The organism is Deltaproteobacteria bacterium, assembly GCA_021737785.1.
Classification (GTDB): domain Bacteria; phylum Desulfobacterota; class DSM-4660; order Desulfatiglandales; family Desulfatiglandaceae; genus AUK324.
The window spans coordinates 109,309-127,010 of record JAIPDI010000005.1 but is presented as its reverse complement, the minus strand read 5'-3'; the positions used below and the strand labels follow the sequence as shown (position 1 = coordinate 127,010).

Annotated in this window: 12 protein-coding genes; 2 read left to right on the top strand and 10 right to left on the bottom strand. The window is 56.4% G+C overall.

Annotated elements, in window-relative coordinates:
• Positions 1 to 5: 5 nt before the first annotated feature.
• The 7 genes from K9N21_04565 to K9N21_04535 form a co-directional block, all read right to left on the bottom strand.
• Positions 6 to 1,298 (bottom strand): hypothetical protein, encoded by a 1,293-nt coding sequence (locus K9N21_04565; protein ID MCF8143175.1) that lies wholly within the window; start codon positions 1,296 to 1,298, stop codon positions 6 to 8.
• Positions 1,276 to 1,749 carry a chemotaxis protein CheW gene (locus tag K9N21_04560; GenBank protein ID MCF8143174.1) on the bottom strand — a complete coding sequence of 158 codons (474 nt, stop codon included), beginning with the start codon at positions 1,747 to 1,749 and terminating at the stop codon, positions 1,276 to 1,278. Before K9N21_04560 ends, K9N21_04565 begins: the two co-directional genes overlap by 23 nt.
• 233 nt (positions 1,750 to 1,982) lie before the next feature.
• Positions 1,983 to 2,702: a transporter substrate-binding domain-containing protein gene (locus K9N21_04555; protein ID MCF8143173.1), complete on the bottom strand. Its 720-nt coding sequence runs from the start codon at positions 2,700 to 2,702 to the stop codon at positions 1,983 to 1,985.
• Positions 2,703 to 2,818: 116 nt separating this feature from the next.
• Complete coding sequence (locus K9N21_04550; GenBank protein MCF8143172.1) at positions 2,819 to 4,366, bottom strand: methyl-accepting chemotaxis protein; 1,548 nt, start codon at positions 4,364 to 4,366, stop codon at positions 2,819 to 2,821.
• Positions 4,367 to 4,509: 143 nt separating this feature from the next.
• Positions 4,510 to 5,163, bottom strand: coding sequence for a transporter substrate-binding domain-containing protein (locus K9N21_04545; GenBank protein ID MCF8143171.1), 654 nt, complete (start codon positions 5,161 to 5,163; stop codon positions 4,510 to 4,512).
• Between the two features lie 315 nt (positions 5,164 to 5,478).
• On the bottom strand, positions 5,479 to 7,686 hold the full coding sequence (locus tag K9N21_04540) for a methyl-accepting chemotaxis protein (protein MCF8143170.1): 2,208 nt from the start codon (positions 7,684 to 7,686) through the stop codon (positions 5,479 to 5,481).
• 19 nt (positions 7,687 to 7,705) lie between these two features.
• The gene (locus K9N21_04535) at positions 7,706 to 9,763 is read right to left on the bottom strand and encodes a methyl-accepting chemotaxis protein (GenBank protein MCF8143169.1); all 2,058 of its coding nucleotides are present in this window, start codon (positions 9,761 to 9,763) and stop codon (positions 7,706 to 7,708) included.
• 369 nt (positions 9,764 to 10,132) lie between these two features.
• Here K9N21_04535 and K9N21_04530 point away from each other — a divergent pair, with 369 nt between their 5' ends.
• The gene (locus K9N21_04530) at positions 10,133 to 10,486 is read left to right on the top strand and encodes a hypothetical protein (GenBank protein MCF8143168.1); all 354 of its coding nucleotides are present in this window, start codon (positions 10,133 to 10,135) and stop codon (positions 10,484 to 10,486) included.
• A gap of 45 nt (positions 10,487 to 10,531) precedes the next feature.
• On the opposite strand, the gene cls is transcribed toward K9N21_04530, so the two are convergent.
• From cls to K9N21_04515, 3 genes are all read right to left on the bottom strand, one after another.
• Positions 10,532 to 11,989 (bottom strand): cardiolipin synthase, encoded by a 1,458-nt coding sequence (gene cls / locus K9N21_04525; protein MCF8143167.1) that lies wholly within the window; start codon positions 11,987 to 11,989, stop codon positions 10,532 to 10,534.
• Positions 11,990 to 12,026: 37 nt separating this feature from the next.
• Positions 12,027 to 12,236, bottom strand: coding sequence for a hypothetical protein (locus K9N21_04520; protein MCF8143166.1), 210 nt, complete (start codon positions 12,234 to 12,236; stop codon positions 12,027 to 12,029).
• Positions 12,237 to 12,560: 324 nt separating this feature from the next.
• Positions 12,561 to 13,448: a DMT family transporter gene (locus tag K9N21_04515; GenBank protein ID MCF8143165.1), complete on the bottom strand. Its 888-nt coding sequence runs from the start codon at positions 13,446 to 13,448 to the stop codon at positions 12,561 to 12,563.
• A 496-nt stretch (positions 13,449 to 13,944) separates the two neighbouring features.
• Between K9N21_04515 and K9N21_04510 the strand changes: the two genes are divergently transcribed.
• Complete coding sequence (locus K9N21_04510) at positions 13,945 to 17,610, top strand: AsmA family protein (protein ID MCF8143164.1); 3,666 nt, start codon at positions 13,945 to 13,947, stop codon at positions 17,608 to 17,610.
• Positions 17,611 to 17,702: the final 92 nt, after the last annotated feature.

Here is a 17,702-nt window from a genome sequence, read left to right as displayed (position 1 = left end):
TACCTTCAAGTTCCGGTCTTCTGGCGGGATACCCGCTGCGCCCTTTCTCGCAAATGGGCGGCCCGTGAGATGTCACCCCGGTTTTCAACGATAAAGGAGAGGTGATTCAAGGCTTCCGAATGGTTAGGCTCCAGATAAATCGCCTTGTTGAAGGATTCTTCGGCCTTTTCCGGGCTGTCCAGCGCCTCATATATCAGCCCCATCAGGAAATGGACGCCCGCATTCATCGGATGGTCGTTCAGGCAACTCCGACAAAGCTCGAGAGCCGAACCGAGAGACCCCCTGTCGGCCAGTCGCTGGGCCTCATCGAACAGATCCCCCTGCACGGCATCCTGCTCACTCCTATTCGGAACCCGGTCTAAAACGGCGTCTTCGGGGATCTTGACCGCAGAATGGGCAGGGACAGGCGGTCGGGGCGGCTGAAGGCTTTTTCCGACCTTTTCAAATCGTCTTCGGCAGGGGTCGGGGGGAGCAGCCGGTTTGACCATGCGCTTCTTACACCTCCGATCTTTTCGACAGGCAAACACGCCGAACTCAGGGATGCCCGCCAGCCCGCATAACACAGCCGTCTCTCTTTCAGCGTGCCCCAGAAACAGGATCCCTGAATCTGCCAGCAACCGGCCTACGATTTCAAGGGTCCGCTGTTTTGCCCTGGGGCTCAGGTAAATCAACAGATTGCGGTAAAAGATAATGTCATAGGGCTCCTGATCCTTAAGAAGACGATCATTCAGCACATTCTCCTTCAGAAAGCGGACGGTCTTGCGTACATCGTCGTGGAGACGGAAGGCATCGCCTTCGGGATCAAAGTAGCGCTTCCTGAACCACAGGTCCTCACCCCGAAAAGACCCCTGTTCATAGACAGCCGTTCTTGCCCTTGTCAAGGCCCTCTCGCTGATATCCACCCCGTCGATGTGGAACCGGTCACTCTGGATTCCGGCATCCATCAGGGACATGGCGATGGAATAGGCCTCTTCACCGGTTGAACACGGGATACTCAGTACCCGCAGCCGACGGCCCGGATTTTCCCTGAACCATGTCCCTGTAACGTAATCCACAAGAAAGCGGAAGGCCTTTTTATTCCTGAAAAACCACGTCTCGGGTACGACCACCGCTTCGATAAGGGCGGCCTGTTCCTTTTCAGATGCCTTGAGACTGTCATGATAGGCGACGGCGTCAGGCAGCCCAAGGTCGGCCATTCGAACGCGCACCGCCTTGGAGATGACCTCGGAACCGATGGCTTCCGTAGAAAGGCCGATCTTTTTCTCCAGAAAGGATTCAATCATTGCCAGGGATTCCATGGCCGCCTTCCAGCAGGGGGAGAAACCGGAATGTTTCCGGGAGAAGGTCCAGATCGATGTATTGAATCATTTCCTTATCTTCCATGACAAACCCCCCTAGATAGGGGGCCTCCTGCAAGCTAAGCCCGGGGGATACGAATGCATCCCGGGATTTTCTGACCGCATCGGTGACCCGTTCCGCCATGAGTCCCATGATGTAGGGGGTTTTATCTTCCTTTAAATAATCCACAAGGATGATCCGGGTGCTGAGGCGCATCTGGCACGGACACCCCTGTATCAATTGCCTCAAGTCGATGACAGGGACAACCACCCCCCGGTAATTGAAGAGCCCTGCAAAATAATCCGGGGTATGGGGTACCTCCTTGAGCTTTACCATGGGGGCCACCTCTCTCACCCTGTCACACGTCATCGTATACATGGTGTCCCCCAGATAGAAAATAAGTACCAGCATGGCCCCCTCAGGATTAATAATTGGCGGTTGACGATTGAGACGCAAGACCTAAGGCTCAAAGCTCAAAGCTGAAAGCGGGATCAGGCTGTTAAGCTGTTGAGCTGTTAAGTCCCGCTGAAAAGCGGGATTGAGCCCCATATCCGCTCATCAGCCATCAGCCATGAGCTGTCAGCAGTATCCGGCACCCCACCCAACCCAATAACCTCAAGTAACCCAACGAACTCAACAAACCTTCAGTACGCCTCCAGTATCTTCTGATACTCGCCGTTGCCCTTGATAATGGCGAGACCCTCATCCAACTTATCGGCGTAATACCGAGCCCTTGGGAAGACCTTGGAGAAGGCGACGTAGATGTCGGCGCTTTCGCTGTCAAAGGCCTTTACAATCTTGTCGCCAAGCCCGTTGTCCTCGATGAGTTTTCTCGCGGTCTTGTCATACAGGATGGTGGCGTCAAGCCGGCCTTTGGCCAGCTTCCGAAGATTCAGCAGGTCCGATCTCACTTCAACCTTGGCGATCCGGTCATTGTTGGTAAAAAAGTCCCCATACCCGTAATCGAAGACAACGCCCACGGTTTCTCCGTTTACCAGTTCTTCCTTTCGGGTGGCTGAAAGCGGGTTGTCGCGGTTGTGATAATAGGCCGACAAGGCAGTGAAAAGGGGCGTCTTCCCGAAAAGATAGAGATCCTCATTCGAGCGCTCCCTGGGCACATTGAAGGCCCCCAATATGGCGCCGTCCCGGACATCCTGCAGCAGACGATTATAGGGTCCCACCTGGAATACAACCGCGATCCCCACCGCCTTATACGCCGCACGGACAATCTCATTCGACATCCCGGTGCCGTCCTGGTTGGCATAAGGAACCCAGTCATTCTCAGCGCCGAGGGTGATGGTTTCAGCGGAACTGGCCGCAGCTCCCCCCAAAAGGCATAGTATGATCAACCCCCATCGAATCATGGTCAACCTCATGAGGCGCAAGGCCCAAGGTTCTTTATCCGCATGCTGAAAAGCGGGATTGGGCCCAGCGCCGCTGACCCGCTTATGAGCTTATCAGCCATCAGCCAAAACCCCTGTCAGCTCACCTTGAACTTGGACACCTCGTCCTGCAGGCCCCTTGCCGCCTCATTCAATTGTTCAATGGCGGCATAGGTCTCACGCAGGGAATCCATGGTTTCCTGCATCTCTTCACTTAAATGGATCATGGATTGATTAATCTTCTGGGCGTTTTCCGACTGCTGCCCCATGGCCACGTTGACATTCTCGAAATTCGGGGACAGGGTCTGGACCTGTTCGATGATCCGGGCCAATTGGACGCTGATCCTTCCCACATCTTCGGCACTGCGGTTGACCTCGGCAATGAATTTGTCCATCTCCATGACGCCCGCGGATACGGCCGACTGCATCTCCTGAACCATCTGGTCGATATCGAGGGTGGCCACGGCGGTCTGGTCGGCCAGTCTGCGGATCTCCCGGGCCACCACGTTGAATCCCCTTCCATATTCTCCGGCCTTCTCCGCCTCGATAGCCGCATTAAGGGAGAGGAGATTGGTCTGATCCGCAACCTTGGTAATGGTGGTGACCACATTGGTGATGTTCTCCGCCTTTTCATTAATGGTCTCCAGCCGGCCCGAAATGGACCTGGAGGCCGTTTCCATATTGCGCATGGCCGCCTCCATGCGGGCCAGGTCTGTCTGGCCCTTGGTGGCAAAACCGGCCGTCTCCTGGGACATGGAGGCCACCTGCTCCACTGTCACCACCAACTGCTCGGCGACTTCCGAAATCTGTTCCACCGAGGTCACCATCCGGTTGGTGGATGCCACCTGGTTGGCCATGGTCGTCTCCTGCTCCTTGGCCGTGGCAGCCAATTCGGTGGAAGAGGAGGTGACTTGGATCCCGGACCGCTGGACCTGGCCGACAACCTGTCGAAACGAATCGGCCATGCCGTCGATGGCCCGTAGGAGTTTGCCGATCTCATCATTGGATGTGGCGGTGATGCGGACCCCAAGGTTGAAATTGGAGAGTTGACGCGCCGCTTCGGAAACCGCCTTCAACGGCTTAAGGACCAATGCCCTCAGAAAAAAGATTAAGGAAATCACAAGGGTCATAAGGATCACAAAGACGCCGATCGTCTGGCTGACAATGGCGCGGTCGAGTTCCGACCGGGCGGCGTTTTCAAAGGCCTCTGCCTCCCGGGAGGCACTCGTTTTCAGCGCGATAATCCGGTCTTTCAATATGGCGTCGGTGTAGTAGACATGAAAACTTCCGATTTTCTTTTTATTGTGCATGCAATCCACGGAAACCGAGAGGGCCTCGTTCAGTTTCAGATCGCCGGGAAGCGCGTCCCCTATGCTGATTCCGGGCGCTCTCCAGGCAGCGGCAAAAGGCTTTCCCTTTTCATCCAGGACCTGTATGGCGACGATTTCCCGGTAATTCATAAAGGGCCGCAAAGACTGCTTCATGCCGTCCTGATCGAGATTGTACAGATAGGTGGCGCCGACGCCGCTCAGGATCTCCGCATTGAACCGGACATTCTGGTGGAGGGAGTCCTTTTCCTGGGTCGCCCGCATATCGATAAACTCATTCAATTCCGTCAGGATCTGCCTGGTGAAGGTGCCCACCATGTTTATTTCGAACTTGATCAGCACAAATCCGCCCAGCAGCACCAGGGTGCACACGATGCCGCAGGCAGCCGCCACTATCTTGGTTATAATGCTCCAATCACGCATGACCATCGCTCCGTCGAATTCCGGATTTCAATTTCGAGTCAGGGGGTTATATATTGCTTGACGATCTCATCATAGCGGCCTGTCGCCCGCAGTTGTTTCAGGCCCTCGTTAAAATCGTCCCTCACCGTTTCATCTATGAAGGCGACGCTGAAGGTGGTGGGTGGAAAAATATACCAGATATCGATATCCTGGGACGTATCCACCACGGTATTGTGGTTCCGATGGTGATAAAAGATATTTTTGTCGAGGACAACGGCGTCCACCCGATTGGTGTACAGGAGATTGATCTGGATCTCCTGCTTGGCGATTTCCTTGTATTGATCATTCTGCTCGGCCATGGCGGCGAATTCCTTCCCCAAATAGAGGGTGGCGTCTTGAAATGCAAGCACGCTCTTGTCCTTAAGGTCGGCGATCTCATCCACACGGAAGCCGTTTTTTTTCAGGGTGACAACGATATTCTGACAAACCAGGTGCCCATCCGAATAAAAGGCCTCGATGCCGGAATCCGGATTAATGGTCAATGCGCCGTCCACGTCGCGATTCATCAGCTCTCTTCTGACTCGCGCAAAGGGCACATATTTGGGTTTCACGGCATAGCCTTTGATCTTGAGCGCCTCGCGCACGATATCCATCTCGATTCCCGAATCTGTTTCCGGGATGTTATAGGGGGGCAGGGCCAGTCCGACAGCCATTGTCAGCTCTTTCCGGTCGGACCAGGAAGGCGCGACATCAACGGATAGGAAGCAGACTGCGGCAAGAACACCGCATGCAAGCCATCGAATATTGAATATTGAAAAATAAAAAGTGAATGTTGAAAAATTAGAAACCTGAAATCTTGACCATAGGTTCGACATTCGACCTCCTGATAAGGCATAAGACATCAGGCGCCAGCCAAAGGCGTCAGGGTCTTATCTCTTAGATTTCTGTCGCAAAAAGCACAAAATTTTTCTGTCTCTTTGTGGCTCTGTGGCTCTGTGTGAGACATCTTGGGTCCCGGCTGTGCCGGCTCAGCTCACCTTGAATCGCGATACCTGGTTTTGGAGCCCTCTGGCCGCATCATTCAGTTGCTCAATAGCGGAAAACGACTCGTGCAATGATTCGGTCACCATCTGTATCTCTTCGCTTAGACTCGTTATGGAGCTATTGATCTTTTGGGCGTTCTCAGACTGTCTTCCCATGGCCACATTGACATTTTCGAAATCAGGAGACAGGGCCTGGACCTGTTCGATGATCCGGGCCAACTGGACGCTGATCCTTCCCACATCTTCCGCACTGCGATTGACTTCGGCGATGAACTTGTCCATCTCCATGACGCCGGCGGATACGGCCGATTGCATCTCCTGGACCATCTTGTCGATGTCGAGGGTGGCCACCGCGGTCTGATCCGCTAATCTCCGTATCTCCCGGGCCACCACGTTGAATCCCCTTCCATACTCTCCGGCCTTTTCCGCTTCGATGGCCGCATTGAGGGAGAGGAGATTGGTCTGATCCGCGACCTTGGTAATGGTGGTGACCACGTTGGTGATGTTCTCCGCCTTTTCATTGATGGTCTCCAATCGGCCTGAAATAGACCTGGAGGCCGTCTCCATATGCTGCATGGCCGCCTCCATGCGGGCCAGGTCTGTCTGACCCTTGGTCGCAAAACCGGCAGTATCCTGAGACTTGGAGGCGACCTGCTCCATGGTCTCTACCAACCGGGCGGCAACCTCGGAGATCTCTTTTATGGACCTGACCACCTTATTGGTGGATGCCACCTGATTGGCCATGGTGGTCTCCTGTTCCTTGGCCGTCGCCGCCAGTTGCGTGGAAGAAGAGGTGACCTGAATCCCGGAACGCTGGACCTGCCCCACCAGGGCATTGAGATTTTCCGTCATCGTCTTGATGGAACTGAGGAGGTGTCCTGTTTCATCGTCAGTCCTGCGCCTGCCGTCAGGATCATCTGCAGCCGCCAGGGATCTGACTGCGGCAGCGGCCGCCGAGAGATCCCCCTTGGCGATTTTCCTTGATATGGACGTGATCTGGATGAGGCGTCTGGTGATCCTGTTCCCGAAAAACAGGGCTATTCCGACGATGGGAATAAGCACGGCAAGTCCGCTCAGGATCATCACCCACAGCATGTGAGACATGGAGGCTTCAACCTTCTGCCTCGCATCATAATAATCCTCTTCGTATGCGCCGGCCCCGATTACCCAGTCCCAGGGTTCAAAATAGGTGACGGCGACAACCTTCCATCTGTCTTTGTCCTCCCCGATGTTCCGCCATGGATACCGCTCAAATACCACCTCGTTTCCTTTCAGCGCCGTCGCCTTATTTATGATATCCTGAATATAATAACGGCCGTTTGCGTCTTTGGAATCCCAGATATTCTCGCCGTCCCGTTCGCCGTCCTTTGAAATGATATAATGTCCCCTGTGGTGGGGGAATCGGCCGCCGAGGACATATACATACCCCGTCTTCCCCACCTTCATGTTCAAAATGACCTGTCGCAGGCTGTCGGGGATCTTATCGGGTATCCCTGTAAACAGCATCCCTATAATTTTCCCGGTTTTATCGCTGATCGGCTTGAAACCGGAGACATACCACCGCTTGTTTATTTCAGCCAGGCCCTTGTATGTCTTCCCCTGAAGCACGGTTGAAACCACGGGGACCGAAATGCCCTGGGTCGTTGCGGGAATGTAGCTTCCGGTGGCGCGATGCCCATCCTGAGTGGGCAGGGTGGTTGCCACCTGAATCATATCTCCCTTTTCATTCATCCGCTGAAAGATGGCATAGTCTCCTCCGAATTTCATCTTGGCATCGTCAATAACAGGGGTCGATTCATCCAATCTTTCATTTTGTCCCAGCCAGGTGACCCCGTCGATAAGCATTTTGGGAAGAGACACTTTTTTTTCTTCACCCGTAAACTGATTCACTGCGGTCCATGAGACCTCTTCAAAACCCAAGGAGAGCCCTCCGAGGGCCGAAAAAAAGGAATCCCCATCCTCGAGGCGCCGGTCCACATCCTTCTGTATCATATGGCTCGTGACCTGGCAGGTATCCCTGATGGCTATCGCAATCCCTTTCATGCTGTCACGTGCAAGAAGATCCAGTTCCCCTTCGATTTTGTGTGTGACGCTGCTTTTTTCCATGAATGTCAAAACAAACATGGCCAGGACCGGCAGGATGGCCGCCAGGACCGGGAGGCCGATGACCTTGTGCCTGAGCATTAATCTCATGTCGTTTCCCTTCCACACGTCATTCGGTTACCCTGAAGCGGGCAACCGCATCTTGGAGGATCTGGGCCGCGTCCCTCAGGTACTCGGCCGAAAGATTGAATTCCCTCAGCGCCTTCAGTGTATGCTGGGCCGTCAGGTTCAACTGTTCCATGGTCTCGCTGATTCGGCCTGCGCTCCGGGATTGGGTTTCCATCCCTTCATTGACCGATTCGAAACGGGGGGGGAGAGACCGGACCCTTTCCATGATCCCATCCAATTGCCTTCCGATCTTGTTGATGTCGCTGACCGCGACACGCACGTCTTCGGAAAAGGTTTCCATTTCAGCGGCCCCGTCCGATACGGATGCCTCCATCCTCTTGACCATATCCTCGATGTCCAGCACGGCTACGGAGGTCTGGTCCGCCAACCTGCGGATTTCCCTTGCCACCACAGAGAATCCAAGGCCGTATTCCCCGGCCTTTTCAGCCTCGATCGCCGCATTGAGTGAGAGAAGGTTGGTCTGATCCGCGACCCTTGTCATGGTAGATACAATCGTACTGATATTTAATGTGTTTTCTTTGATTTCCTCCAGTTTTGCCGAAACCGATTCAGATCCCTTGAGCACGCCTTGCATCGATTGTTCCATCCCTTCCAGGCCCTTCTGACCCGCTTCGGCCAGACCTGCCGTCTCAGTCGCAGACGTTGTCACCTCATTGACGGTGTTCGCCAGCGTGCTTGCGGTGGCGGAAATCTGCTTGGAGGAAACGCTGACCTGATGCGTGGCCGCGGCCTGCTCGCTGACAGTGGCCTCCATCTGCTTTGAGGAGGCGGCGATCTGTGCCGAGGATGAACTGACCTGGGTTCCGGATCGCTGGACCTGTCCGAAAAGGGCGGTGAGGTCTCTATTCATTCCCTGGAACGCGGCCAACAGCTGTCCGGTTTCATCCTTGTCTGATCGGTTTTTGGCCTCGATTGCGGCCAGAGACCCCGACGCACCGGCGAGATTGCCTGCTGCAATCTCCTGGGCCACATCGGTCAATCTGCTGATGGGATTGCAGATACGTCTCACCATGAAGAATGCAATGAGCAGATAAAGAACCACCTGGATCGAGATAATGATGAGTGACGTGACCATATTGGCCCGATTAAGTTCGTTGATATGGGCGTAGAGTTCGTCATGGGGCGCCAGGATGCCGAGGGCGGTCCCGGTGGAAGAGACCGTATACACCAGGAAAAACTCCTTCCCTTGGAGTGTGGCCAGGGTGGCGATCACCTCTCCCGGACGGACGTTCTTGATCTCCTCGATCTTTTCTCCCCAGCCGAGATCGGCGATATTCTTCAAGACCTTGGAGGGATCAGAAGGAAAAGAGATGAGGAGACCGCTGGACACGTCCACGGCAAATGGCAAGGCATTGGGGGTGACGGTCATCCTGGCCACCATGTCTTTCAATCCCTCCAGACTGAAGTCAACCGTAGAGAGCCCTATCACTTTACCCTCCAGGTCATGCATCAGGGCATCCACCGTAATCATGAGGGCCTTGGTTGCGGCCTCGTCAAAATAGGGATCTGTCCAGTAAATCCTGGAAGGTCTTTGCTGGGACCGGTTCCAGTCCTCCGGGATGGCAAGGAGATACCATGCCTGTCGATGATAGTCATACGCCTCCGTATTCAGATCCCAGGTGAAGAAAACCTGGTCGTTTTCCCGATAAACATAGGCCCCGAAACGTTCTCTTTCTTCAAACAGGGCATGGGGTTCGTACCAGAGACCGCCTCCGATCGCCTTCGGGACCTTCTTGAAGGTGTTGATAAGGTATCCCTTGATTTGTTCCGTGATATCCTGTGCCGTGGCCTTATGAATCGCATAAAAGGCCTCTCCTGTAGTGGCAAGGGCATCCGCGGTTCTCTCCATAAGGAGCATGGCGGATTCGATCTCCCCGGCATTTTTCCCCACAATCGCCTTGATATGGTCTTCGGTTTCAACCTGAAGTCTGTTCCCGATCACCCGGGCATTATAGGTCAACACGATATAGCCCAGGAGGGACGAGAGCGTGATAATGCCAACCATCAGAAGAATCTTCAGCCGTAACGTAAACCTCATGCCCCAGCCTCCGGGCCCTGGACGGGATTGGTGGGCGCCCCATCGATCGATTTAAAAGGGTGTCTGACAACGAAATGACTGCGTACCTAAGAATGCATCTCCCTGGAATGTATATAACACTATGTTGAAGGATGCAACCGTTTCAAACCGGCGTCTGGGAACAGCGTGTTGCCCCTGAACGCATGCGCGGGAAGGTTCTGAACAGTCAACAATGAGCCATAACCAAAAAAAGTATGGACTTTAGGTGCAAAATCGTTTAAAAATAATACGATTTTTCTTCACAGAGCTTGATTTATACGGTGACACCACCGACTGCGGCAGATGGACCTGCAAGACATGCCTGGGCCGGATATCCGGACGAGGTTCAATATGGATCCATGGAAAGAAAAGGAGACAGGGCACAAAAAGAGATCCGAACCCCGAAAGATTCTCACGGACTACTACAGCGTGGAGTTCGCCGTCAGCCGTGAACTCCCTGTCCACCAGTTCAGAGTGCGGGATATGTCGCCATGGGGCCTCGGCATTCTGGTAAATGAGACCTCCGCTGCGCTGAAGTACCTCAATGAGGGCGATGTATTGGAGATGAAATACAATCCGGGGAACGCCTCAGGTTCGGCCGAACACCTGAAGACGAAGATCGAACATATTACACGGCTGGACCAAGGCCCGTTCAAAGGACATTACCTGGTGGGCCTTCTGATCCTGGAGAGAAACGGCGGCTGAAAGGGGTAACGCGGGTTCTCTCTCGATCGGACAGCGGGTTCCGGTTCAGAGAAGCGGTCCCACAAGATGGGACGCATTCTCGACAAATCGTTGAATTGCCGGCCGTTTTCGCCACTCAGCCAAATCCACGACCTCCCCATCCGCCATATATCCGGCCTGCATGGCATGCACCCTCTCTGTAAACTCAGCGTCGTAGACGAACAGTGAGATTTCGAAATCGAGCCACAGACTGCGCATGTCCAGATTGACCGAGCCGAATACGGAGAACTCCCGGTCCACGGTAATCGATTTGGTATGCAACAACCCTCCTTTGAACCCTATCATCCGGACGCCTGCCGAGAGGAGATCATCGTAAAGCGACCGGCCGGCATAATACGCAAGCCGTGAATCCAATCTTGAGGGGACCACAATTGTGACCTCGACGCCCCGGTGGGCCGCAGAGATCAGGGCCGTATGGACCGTGTCGTCCGGCACAAAATAAGGGGTGGTGATCACCAGTTCCCTGCGGGCCGAGTAGATGGCGCTAAGCAGCAACTGGCGGATGGCATCGGGCTTGAATCCGGGGCCCGAAGGGACCACCTGCACCGTGGACGGTCCCCTCGACGATACCGGGCCCACATCGCTGGTGGTCTCAAGGTCTTCAAGGCCCTCGCCGGTATCCAGCTCCCAGCCCTCAATGAATATCCCTGCCAGGGCCTCGACCCCGGGGCCCTCCATCCGCACCATGGCGTCGATCCACTGTCCCACCCCCTCGTCCTGCTTGAAGAAACGAGGGTCCACCAGATTCTGGCTGCCGGTATAGGCGATTTCTCCGTCGATAACAATGATTTTCCGGTGATTTCTAAGATCGGCCCGGGTCGTCAGGAGTTGTAAAGGGCCTACCGGGAGAGAGGCGGCCACGTGGACGCCGGCATCCCGAAGCTGTCGGGAGAGCCCGCTTTTGAGGAATCCTTTGCTTCCGACGGCGTCCACTAGAACACGACAAACCACTCCGCGCGCTGCGGCCCGGATCAGTGCCTCTCCCACCTCATCCGCCATTCCGCCCATGTGCCAGATATAGAATTCAAGATGGCATGTCCGCCCGGCCTGATCCAGGTCAGCAATAATGGACGCGAAGACCGTCTTGAAGTCATCCATCAGTCTGAGCCGGTTCCCCTGCATGGGAGGAAATCCCACCAGTGTTTTCGCATGGTACTGGAGGGAGGCCGCCGTTGAATCCTCAGGCCACGGGAGATGCGAGATCCTCGCCCGGAGGTCCTCCTGCCACTTGCTGTAGACCCCGTGGATGGCGGTGGCGCGCTTCGCATACTTGCGGCCCAATCGGTTCTCCCCGATGAGCAGGTACGTCACAGCCCCCACAAAGGGGATGCTGAAGATCACCGCAAGCCATGCCAGGGAGACGCCGACCGGAAGACGTCTCATGATCACGCGAATGGAAAGGGCGATAACAATCACCCAGTGGACAACAGAGATCAAAGAGGTCGTCAATGTGAGATTCTGGATCATGGAGCGCCCAATTTTTTGTCAGGGGAATAGAGATTCAGAATATATAATCCGACAGGCTGCTTTTCACCTCCATGTTGGGATAGCGCAGCCTGTAAAAAGTCTTGCCTGCCGCCCGGTGTTCCCGTTCAATGGTCAGGTAGCCGGCCTGAAAGACAAGGTGTTCGGGTTCGGCGAAGTCCACCTCAAATGCTTCGATAATGGATTCCGATGCCTCAATGTTATCCGAGGCGGGTTTCCAAGTCAATGCACAACCATTTAGCAATCCTTTGGCTGCATAGGACCTATTCTGTGGAAGCGGCCTTCAAACCGCGATCGCACCGATGAACGGGAAGCTGATCCCAACAGGGTCCAATTACCTGGCGCTATGGCAGCAAAGAGAGCCAGTGGTGTGCACTGATGATCAATATTTTTGACCGGTTATTCGAAACAACCTTGTGGATGCCGTTCCTATTGCTAAGCTGGATCGCAGGGATTAACTGAATATTGTCAAGGCCAAATTTGGTCATAGCCTGATTTTGTCAGCCGATTCAGTGGACGCCCCCCCACCCAACCTGAGTAAAGAAAGGGATCATTTCCGGTTCACCACGTAGATCCCGATGCTCACCAGTACCAGCGACAGGGTCAGCCGCAGCGTCAGGGGCTCCTGGAGAAAGAGGGCCCCCGACAGGGTGGCGAACACCGGCGTCAGAAAGGTGAAGGACGAGAGCCTGCTGACCGGGTAGTCATGGACCAGGGAGAACCAGACCAGGTAGCTGATAAAGGCGATGACGATCCCCTGAAAGAGGACGGACGAGATAATGAGCGCGTCGAGATGATGGACCGGGGTCTCCCTGAACAGGGCGCTCAGGAGAAAGAGGATGGGGATGGAGAAGAGGGTCTGGTAAAAGAGGGTATGATGCGGTGATACCCGTCCCACCAGCCGCCGCTTGATCCAGATGGTGGTGGCGGCCCAGAGCATGGCCGCAGCCAGGGCCAGCATATCGCCTGCCAGTCCTGTGAGGGACGGAAGGCCCAGATGTTTGCTCAAGAGGATTATAATTCCGAAGAATGCCAGGGTCAGGCCGATGGTCTTCTGCAGGGTGATGCGATCCCCTGCCAGAAAATAGTGGGCCCCCACTGCATGAAAAAAGGGGGTGGAATAAAGGAGAATCCATGCCGAAGACACCGATGTATAGAGGAGGGAAGAGAAAAGTGCGGCGAACTCCAGACCAAAGAGGATGCCCACGATCAGCCCGTCCATCAGGCTTCCCGGGAACAGGGGGATCCGTTTTATCCGCATCCAGACCACCAGTCCCATGACGGCGATGACGGACCGGATGCCGGCGCAGAAGATGGGGGCGATTCCCGTATTGCCCACCTTCATGGCCACGGCATTGAAGCCCCATGCCATGCAGAGGAGGGTCAGGAGGATTACTGCCTTGACGTCGAGGGCCTCCCTCTCAGATATTGGGTTCATTCAGACGACCTTTCCAACCTCAAAATATTTGGGAGCAATTTCTATTGAGCACTTTTGAGGACCTTTCTATAATACGAGCCACACCCGATTGCAAGGGTGAATGTGACCCTTTCCCGGTCGAAGCGCAGGGTAGATCCCGCTGCGCCCTCAGGGCAACAGGTTTGGAATCGGGAACTCGGTGCTGGTTATCAGTTGCTCGTTCCTGCTTACTCTTGCCCGTTGGGTCTCACCCTCTCACCCTCTTACCCTCTTACCCTCTTACCCTCTTCCGACTGCGTCTTATGTGTGTGAGAGAACTCGGTATTAACCTGCCAAAGTCGAACACCCTCTTTGTGGCTTTGTGGCTTTGTGTGAGATATTCTGGTTTCGGCTAAGCCGCTTTAGGATTGACAATCCACCCCCAAAAATCAAAAATAACCTGTGAATGCTCAACGCCTGCTGTCAACCTGAAACCCTCTAAACCCTGAACCTCTGACCCTAAACCAGGGGCATGTCGATGCTGCGCCGGATTGTCAAATGGCTGCTGTGGGGTCTGGCGGTCCTCATCTTCATCCTGACCATAGGGGTTGCGGCCCTCTGGATGATGCCCAGGGCCGTTTCCACCGACTGGGCCAAAAAACAGATCGAAATCCGGGCCTCCCGGGCCCTGCATGCCCCGGTGACCATGGACGGCCTTCAATGGACCTGGAAGGAGGGCATTCGAATAGAGGGTCTCCGGGTAGCTGACGATCAGGCCTTCAGCGCTGACCCGATCCTCTCGCTTGACCGGCTCACCCTGCATATCGATCCCGTCCGATTGATGGACAGACTTCTCTATCTGGATCTTCAGATGGAGGGACTCAAGGCCCGCGTGATCCGGGGGCAGGACGGCCGCACCAATCTGGAGGCCTGGCTGGCCCGGATCAGGTCAACCGCGACGCCCCCCCCGGAGACCCGGCCGGCCGAACCCGGGGACTGGCGAAACATGGCCTTGGCCCTCCCCGGAGACCTCAACGCACGGATCCGGCTAGAGCGGAGCGCTATCCTCGTGGAGGACCGGCAGGCAAAGCGTTCCCTCACGATTCGCGACATCGCCCTTCTTCTCAGTGTCCCCTCCCTGGTGCACAAGCCGATCACCATGACCCTCTCTTCAACCCAGGAGATGGATGGAACCCCTCTGCCGCCGGTGGAGCTGTCCCTCTCTGTCGAACACATGGTGGATTCCAAGCCTGCGGTCCGGCTCAACACGGCATCGATCCAGGCCCGATGCAGGCTCCCCGGCCTTGACCTGGCCGTGTCAGGGGGGCTCTCGGACATGGGGATCGAAGGAAAGCTGGATCTGGATCTCGCGGCCCTTATGGAAGCGGCGGGTCCCCTGGCCCCCTCCACTCTCCCTGCCGTGTCCGGAGAGGTGGCTTTTACCGCAAAGGCGCACCTCGGTTCCGGGGACGAAATCGCCTATGATATGACGCTTTCGGGCAGTCGGCTGGCAATTGCGGGAGGCCCCCTCAAGGAACGCCGCGTCGGGCCTGTGGCCCTCCGGTTTTCACAAAAAGGGACCGTGACACCGGAAAAGAAGGAATTGACGATCGCTCAAGGGAAACTCCGGATTCAGGAGAAGACCCGCCTCCAATGGGAGGGCCGGGTGCGCCGGGCGGATACCTCCGGGATTGACGCCGATCTCGCCATCGCCGCCATCGCCATAGACCTGAAAGAGATAGCAGGACTTGCAGGTCCGTTCCTCCCCATGGACGTCACGAGCGGGTGGTCCCCGAAGGAACCTCAGGGGGTCTTTGTCGAGCAGGTGCACCTGAACGGGATCCTCCCTGCCGGGGCGGTCCATGTTGCGGTGAAGGGCCTCAGGGTGGACCTTCCGGGTCTGAGACTGGCCCACGCCGAGAACGGCCTCTCCGCGAAGGGGATGGGCCTCCGCATGTCCGGGGCGGATGTCCGGCTTCAGGACCAATTTCCCCTATCCATCGATATGCGCGCAGATCTTGAGATCCAGGACCTCAGCCTGACAGGGCCCCAACCCGTCCATGTCCACGGATTGAAAGCCACGGACGTCCATGTGACAATGCAAGACCTGGTCCGGTCTTCCAAGGCCCTGCTGGGCGTGTCAGGGACCGTCCATCTCACCGAATCGGTTACCATTGCCCGGATGGACGCCCCGGGCCTTGCCTCCATCCCCGACATGCATCATGATCTGAAGGCCTCCATCCTCATGCAGGACCGCCCCCCATTGATGAAACTGTCTGCCCAAACGGCCGTTGAATCCCCCTCCCCTCGGATCGATCCCATTTCCAAACAACCGATCCAGGGCGGCATGCACCTGGAGGCACAGATCGAGGATCTGGATATTGCGAGCCTCACGCCCCTTATGGCCGACGTGGGAGGAATGGAGGCAGCCATCCGTCTCGGCCAGCTGCTCGATATGCAGATCAAGGGAGAGGCCGCTGCCCTCGGGGCAAAGGCCTTCCGGGCCAACGGACGCGCCAGACTCGATTTGAATGCGGCCGGCGCCCTGATCCCTGCCTCTGTGAGGCCCAAAGGGAGCTTTGCCGGGGCACTGGATGTGGACTGGCGACTTGAGGGCCGGCGGCCCACGCCGGGAGAGCTGAAGACCTTCTCCGACCGGGGGCTCTCTTTGGCCCGTCGCCTCGAGGCCCTGGGCTTCATAAACAGGGTCGAACTAAAGGCCGGCCTCAAGAATGTGGGCCTGGATCTCCACATGAAGGGGGGGGCGTCCCTGTCGGCCCGCGGCATCCGTTCCGTCTCTCCCCTGACCGTCATTGCTTCGTCCGGGCTCCAATCCCTTCTCCTGGAGGGCAACCTGGCCGTTGACGCCATCTCGCAGATCCCCGGTTCAAGGGCCTTCGAACCGCCCCTCTCGGCGACCCTTTCCTTCAGGGCCGATAGCCGGGACCTGTCGTCGCTTCAGATCAGAGAGGCCCTCCATATCGACCCCTTAAGCATCGATCAGGACCTCCATATTTCTCTCAACAGGCTGGGCCGTCTCCTGAATCTGGAGGATCCGCCGACCCTTTCCACCCTTCTGAGGCACCTGGACGGCACCCTCACCGCAGGTCTTCGGACCACCCTGGGTCCGTCTCTGGCCCCCTTCACGCCCGGCCTCGCCCTGACCGGACCCCTCAATGCCGGCCTCGGGGTCGAACTCAACGGGGGAAAGCGGATATCGGCCCGTGTGTCCCTGGAGAGCGCTGGCCTCGATGTGACTGCACAGCAGGCCCACATTCAAGGGCTGACCAGCCATATCCATCTGACCAAGACCTACGGCCTTCAATTTGAGGGGGAAGAGAAGGACAGTCCCGGATCAGGATCTGCGTTGCTCTCCCGGAAGGTCCTCCGTCCCGCAAGGGCTCCAGCGCTGCCATCCGGACCCGGCAATGCCCTGGTCCGCCGGCTGGTGGAAGACCTGGGCGGATCCATGTCCGGGCCCCCTGCCCTCTCGTTTGAATCGGCAACCTTAAAGGGAGGCCCGTTTCCCCTTGAATTGCGCCACGGCCAGATGCAGTTCCGATTGGCCGGGTCCCTCCCTGCCCTGGACCGCTTCCAGTTGGATGCCATGGGAGGGAGCATCCTGGGCGATCTGCGGATCACCCGGCAGGACGATCTATCCCGCCTTGAGATGAACGGGGCCTTTTCAGGCCTGGACGCCCGAACGCTCCTCCCTGAACCGGCCCCGGGGGAAAGGACATCTCCTCATACAGATCCGGACACCCAGGTCTCGGGACAGGTTTCCCTTCGAATGCCTGTTTCCCATGATTCGGTACAGGTCATGAACAACCTGAGCGCGGGCATCCGTCTGACCCACATCGGGTCCAGGACACTGGAGAGGCTTTTGTACGCCATGGATCCCTACGAGGCCAATGAGGGGATCGTCCGGCAGCGGGCCCTCCTCAGGAAGGGGACCCCCGAATGGGTGGACGTGCAGATACGCCATGGAAACCTCTCCCTCGCCGGATCCGTAGCCGCAATGGGGACCAGTATCCCCCTTCCTGCGGTGGAACGACTCAATCTGACCAACCTGCCGATCCACGCCAGACTCCAGAAAATCCTGGGCAGGCTGGGTCCGGTGGAGAAGGGGTTGAAGACCCTGTCTGCCGATAGTATACTGATTGGAAAGGATTCAGACATTCGGTTTGTGGGGAATGGGCGGTGATGCTGGATACTGGATACTGGATGCTGGATAGGCTGCTCTATTGTGTTTCTTGGGCTCAAAAACGCCATACGCCATCCACGAGTCGCCATGCG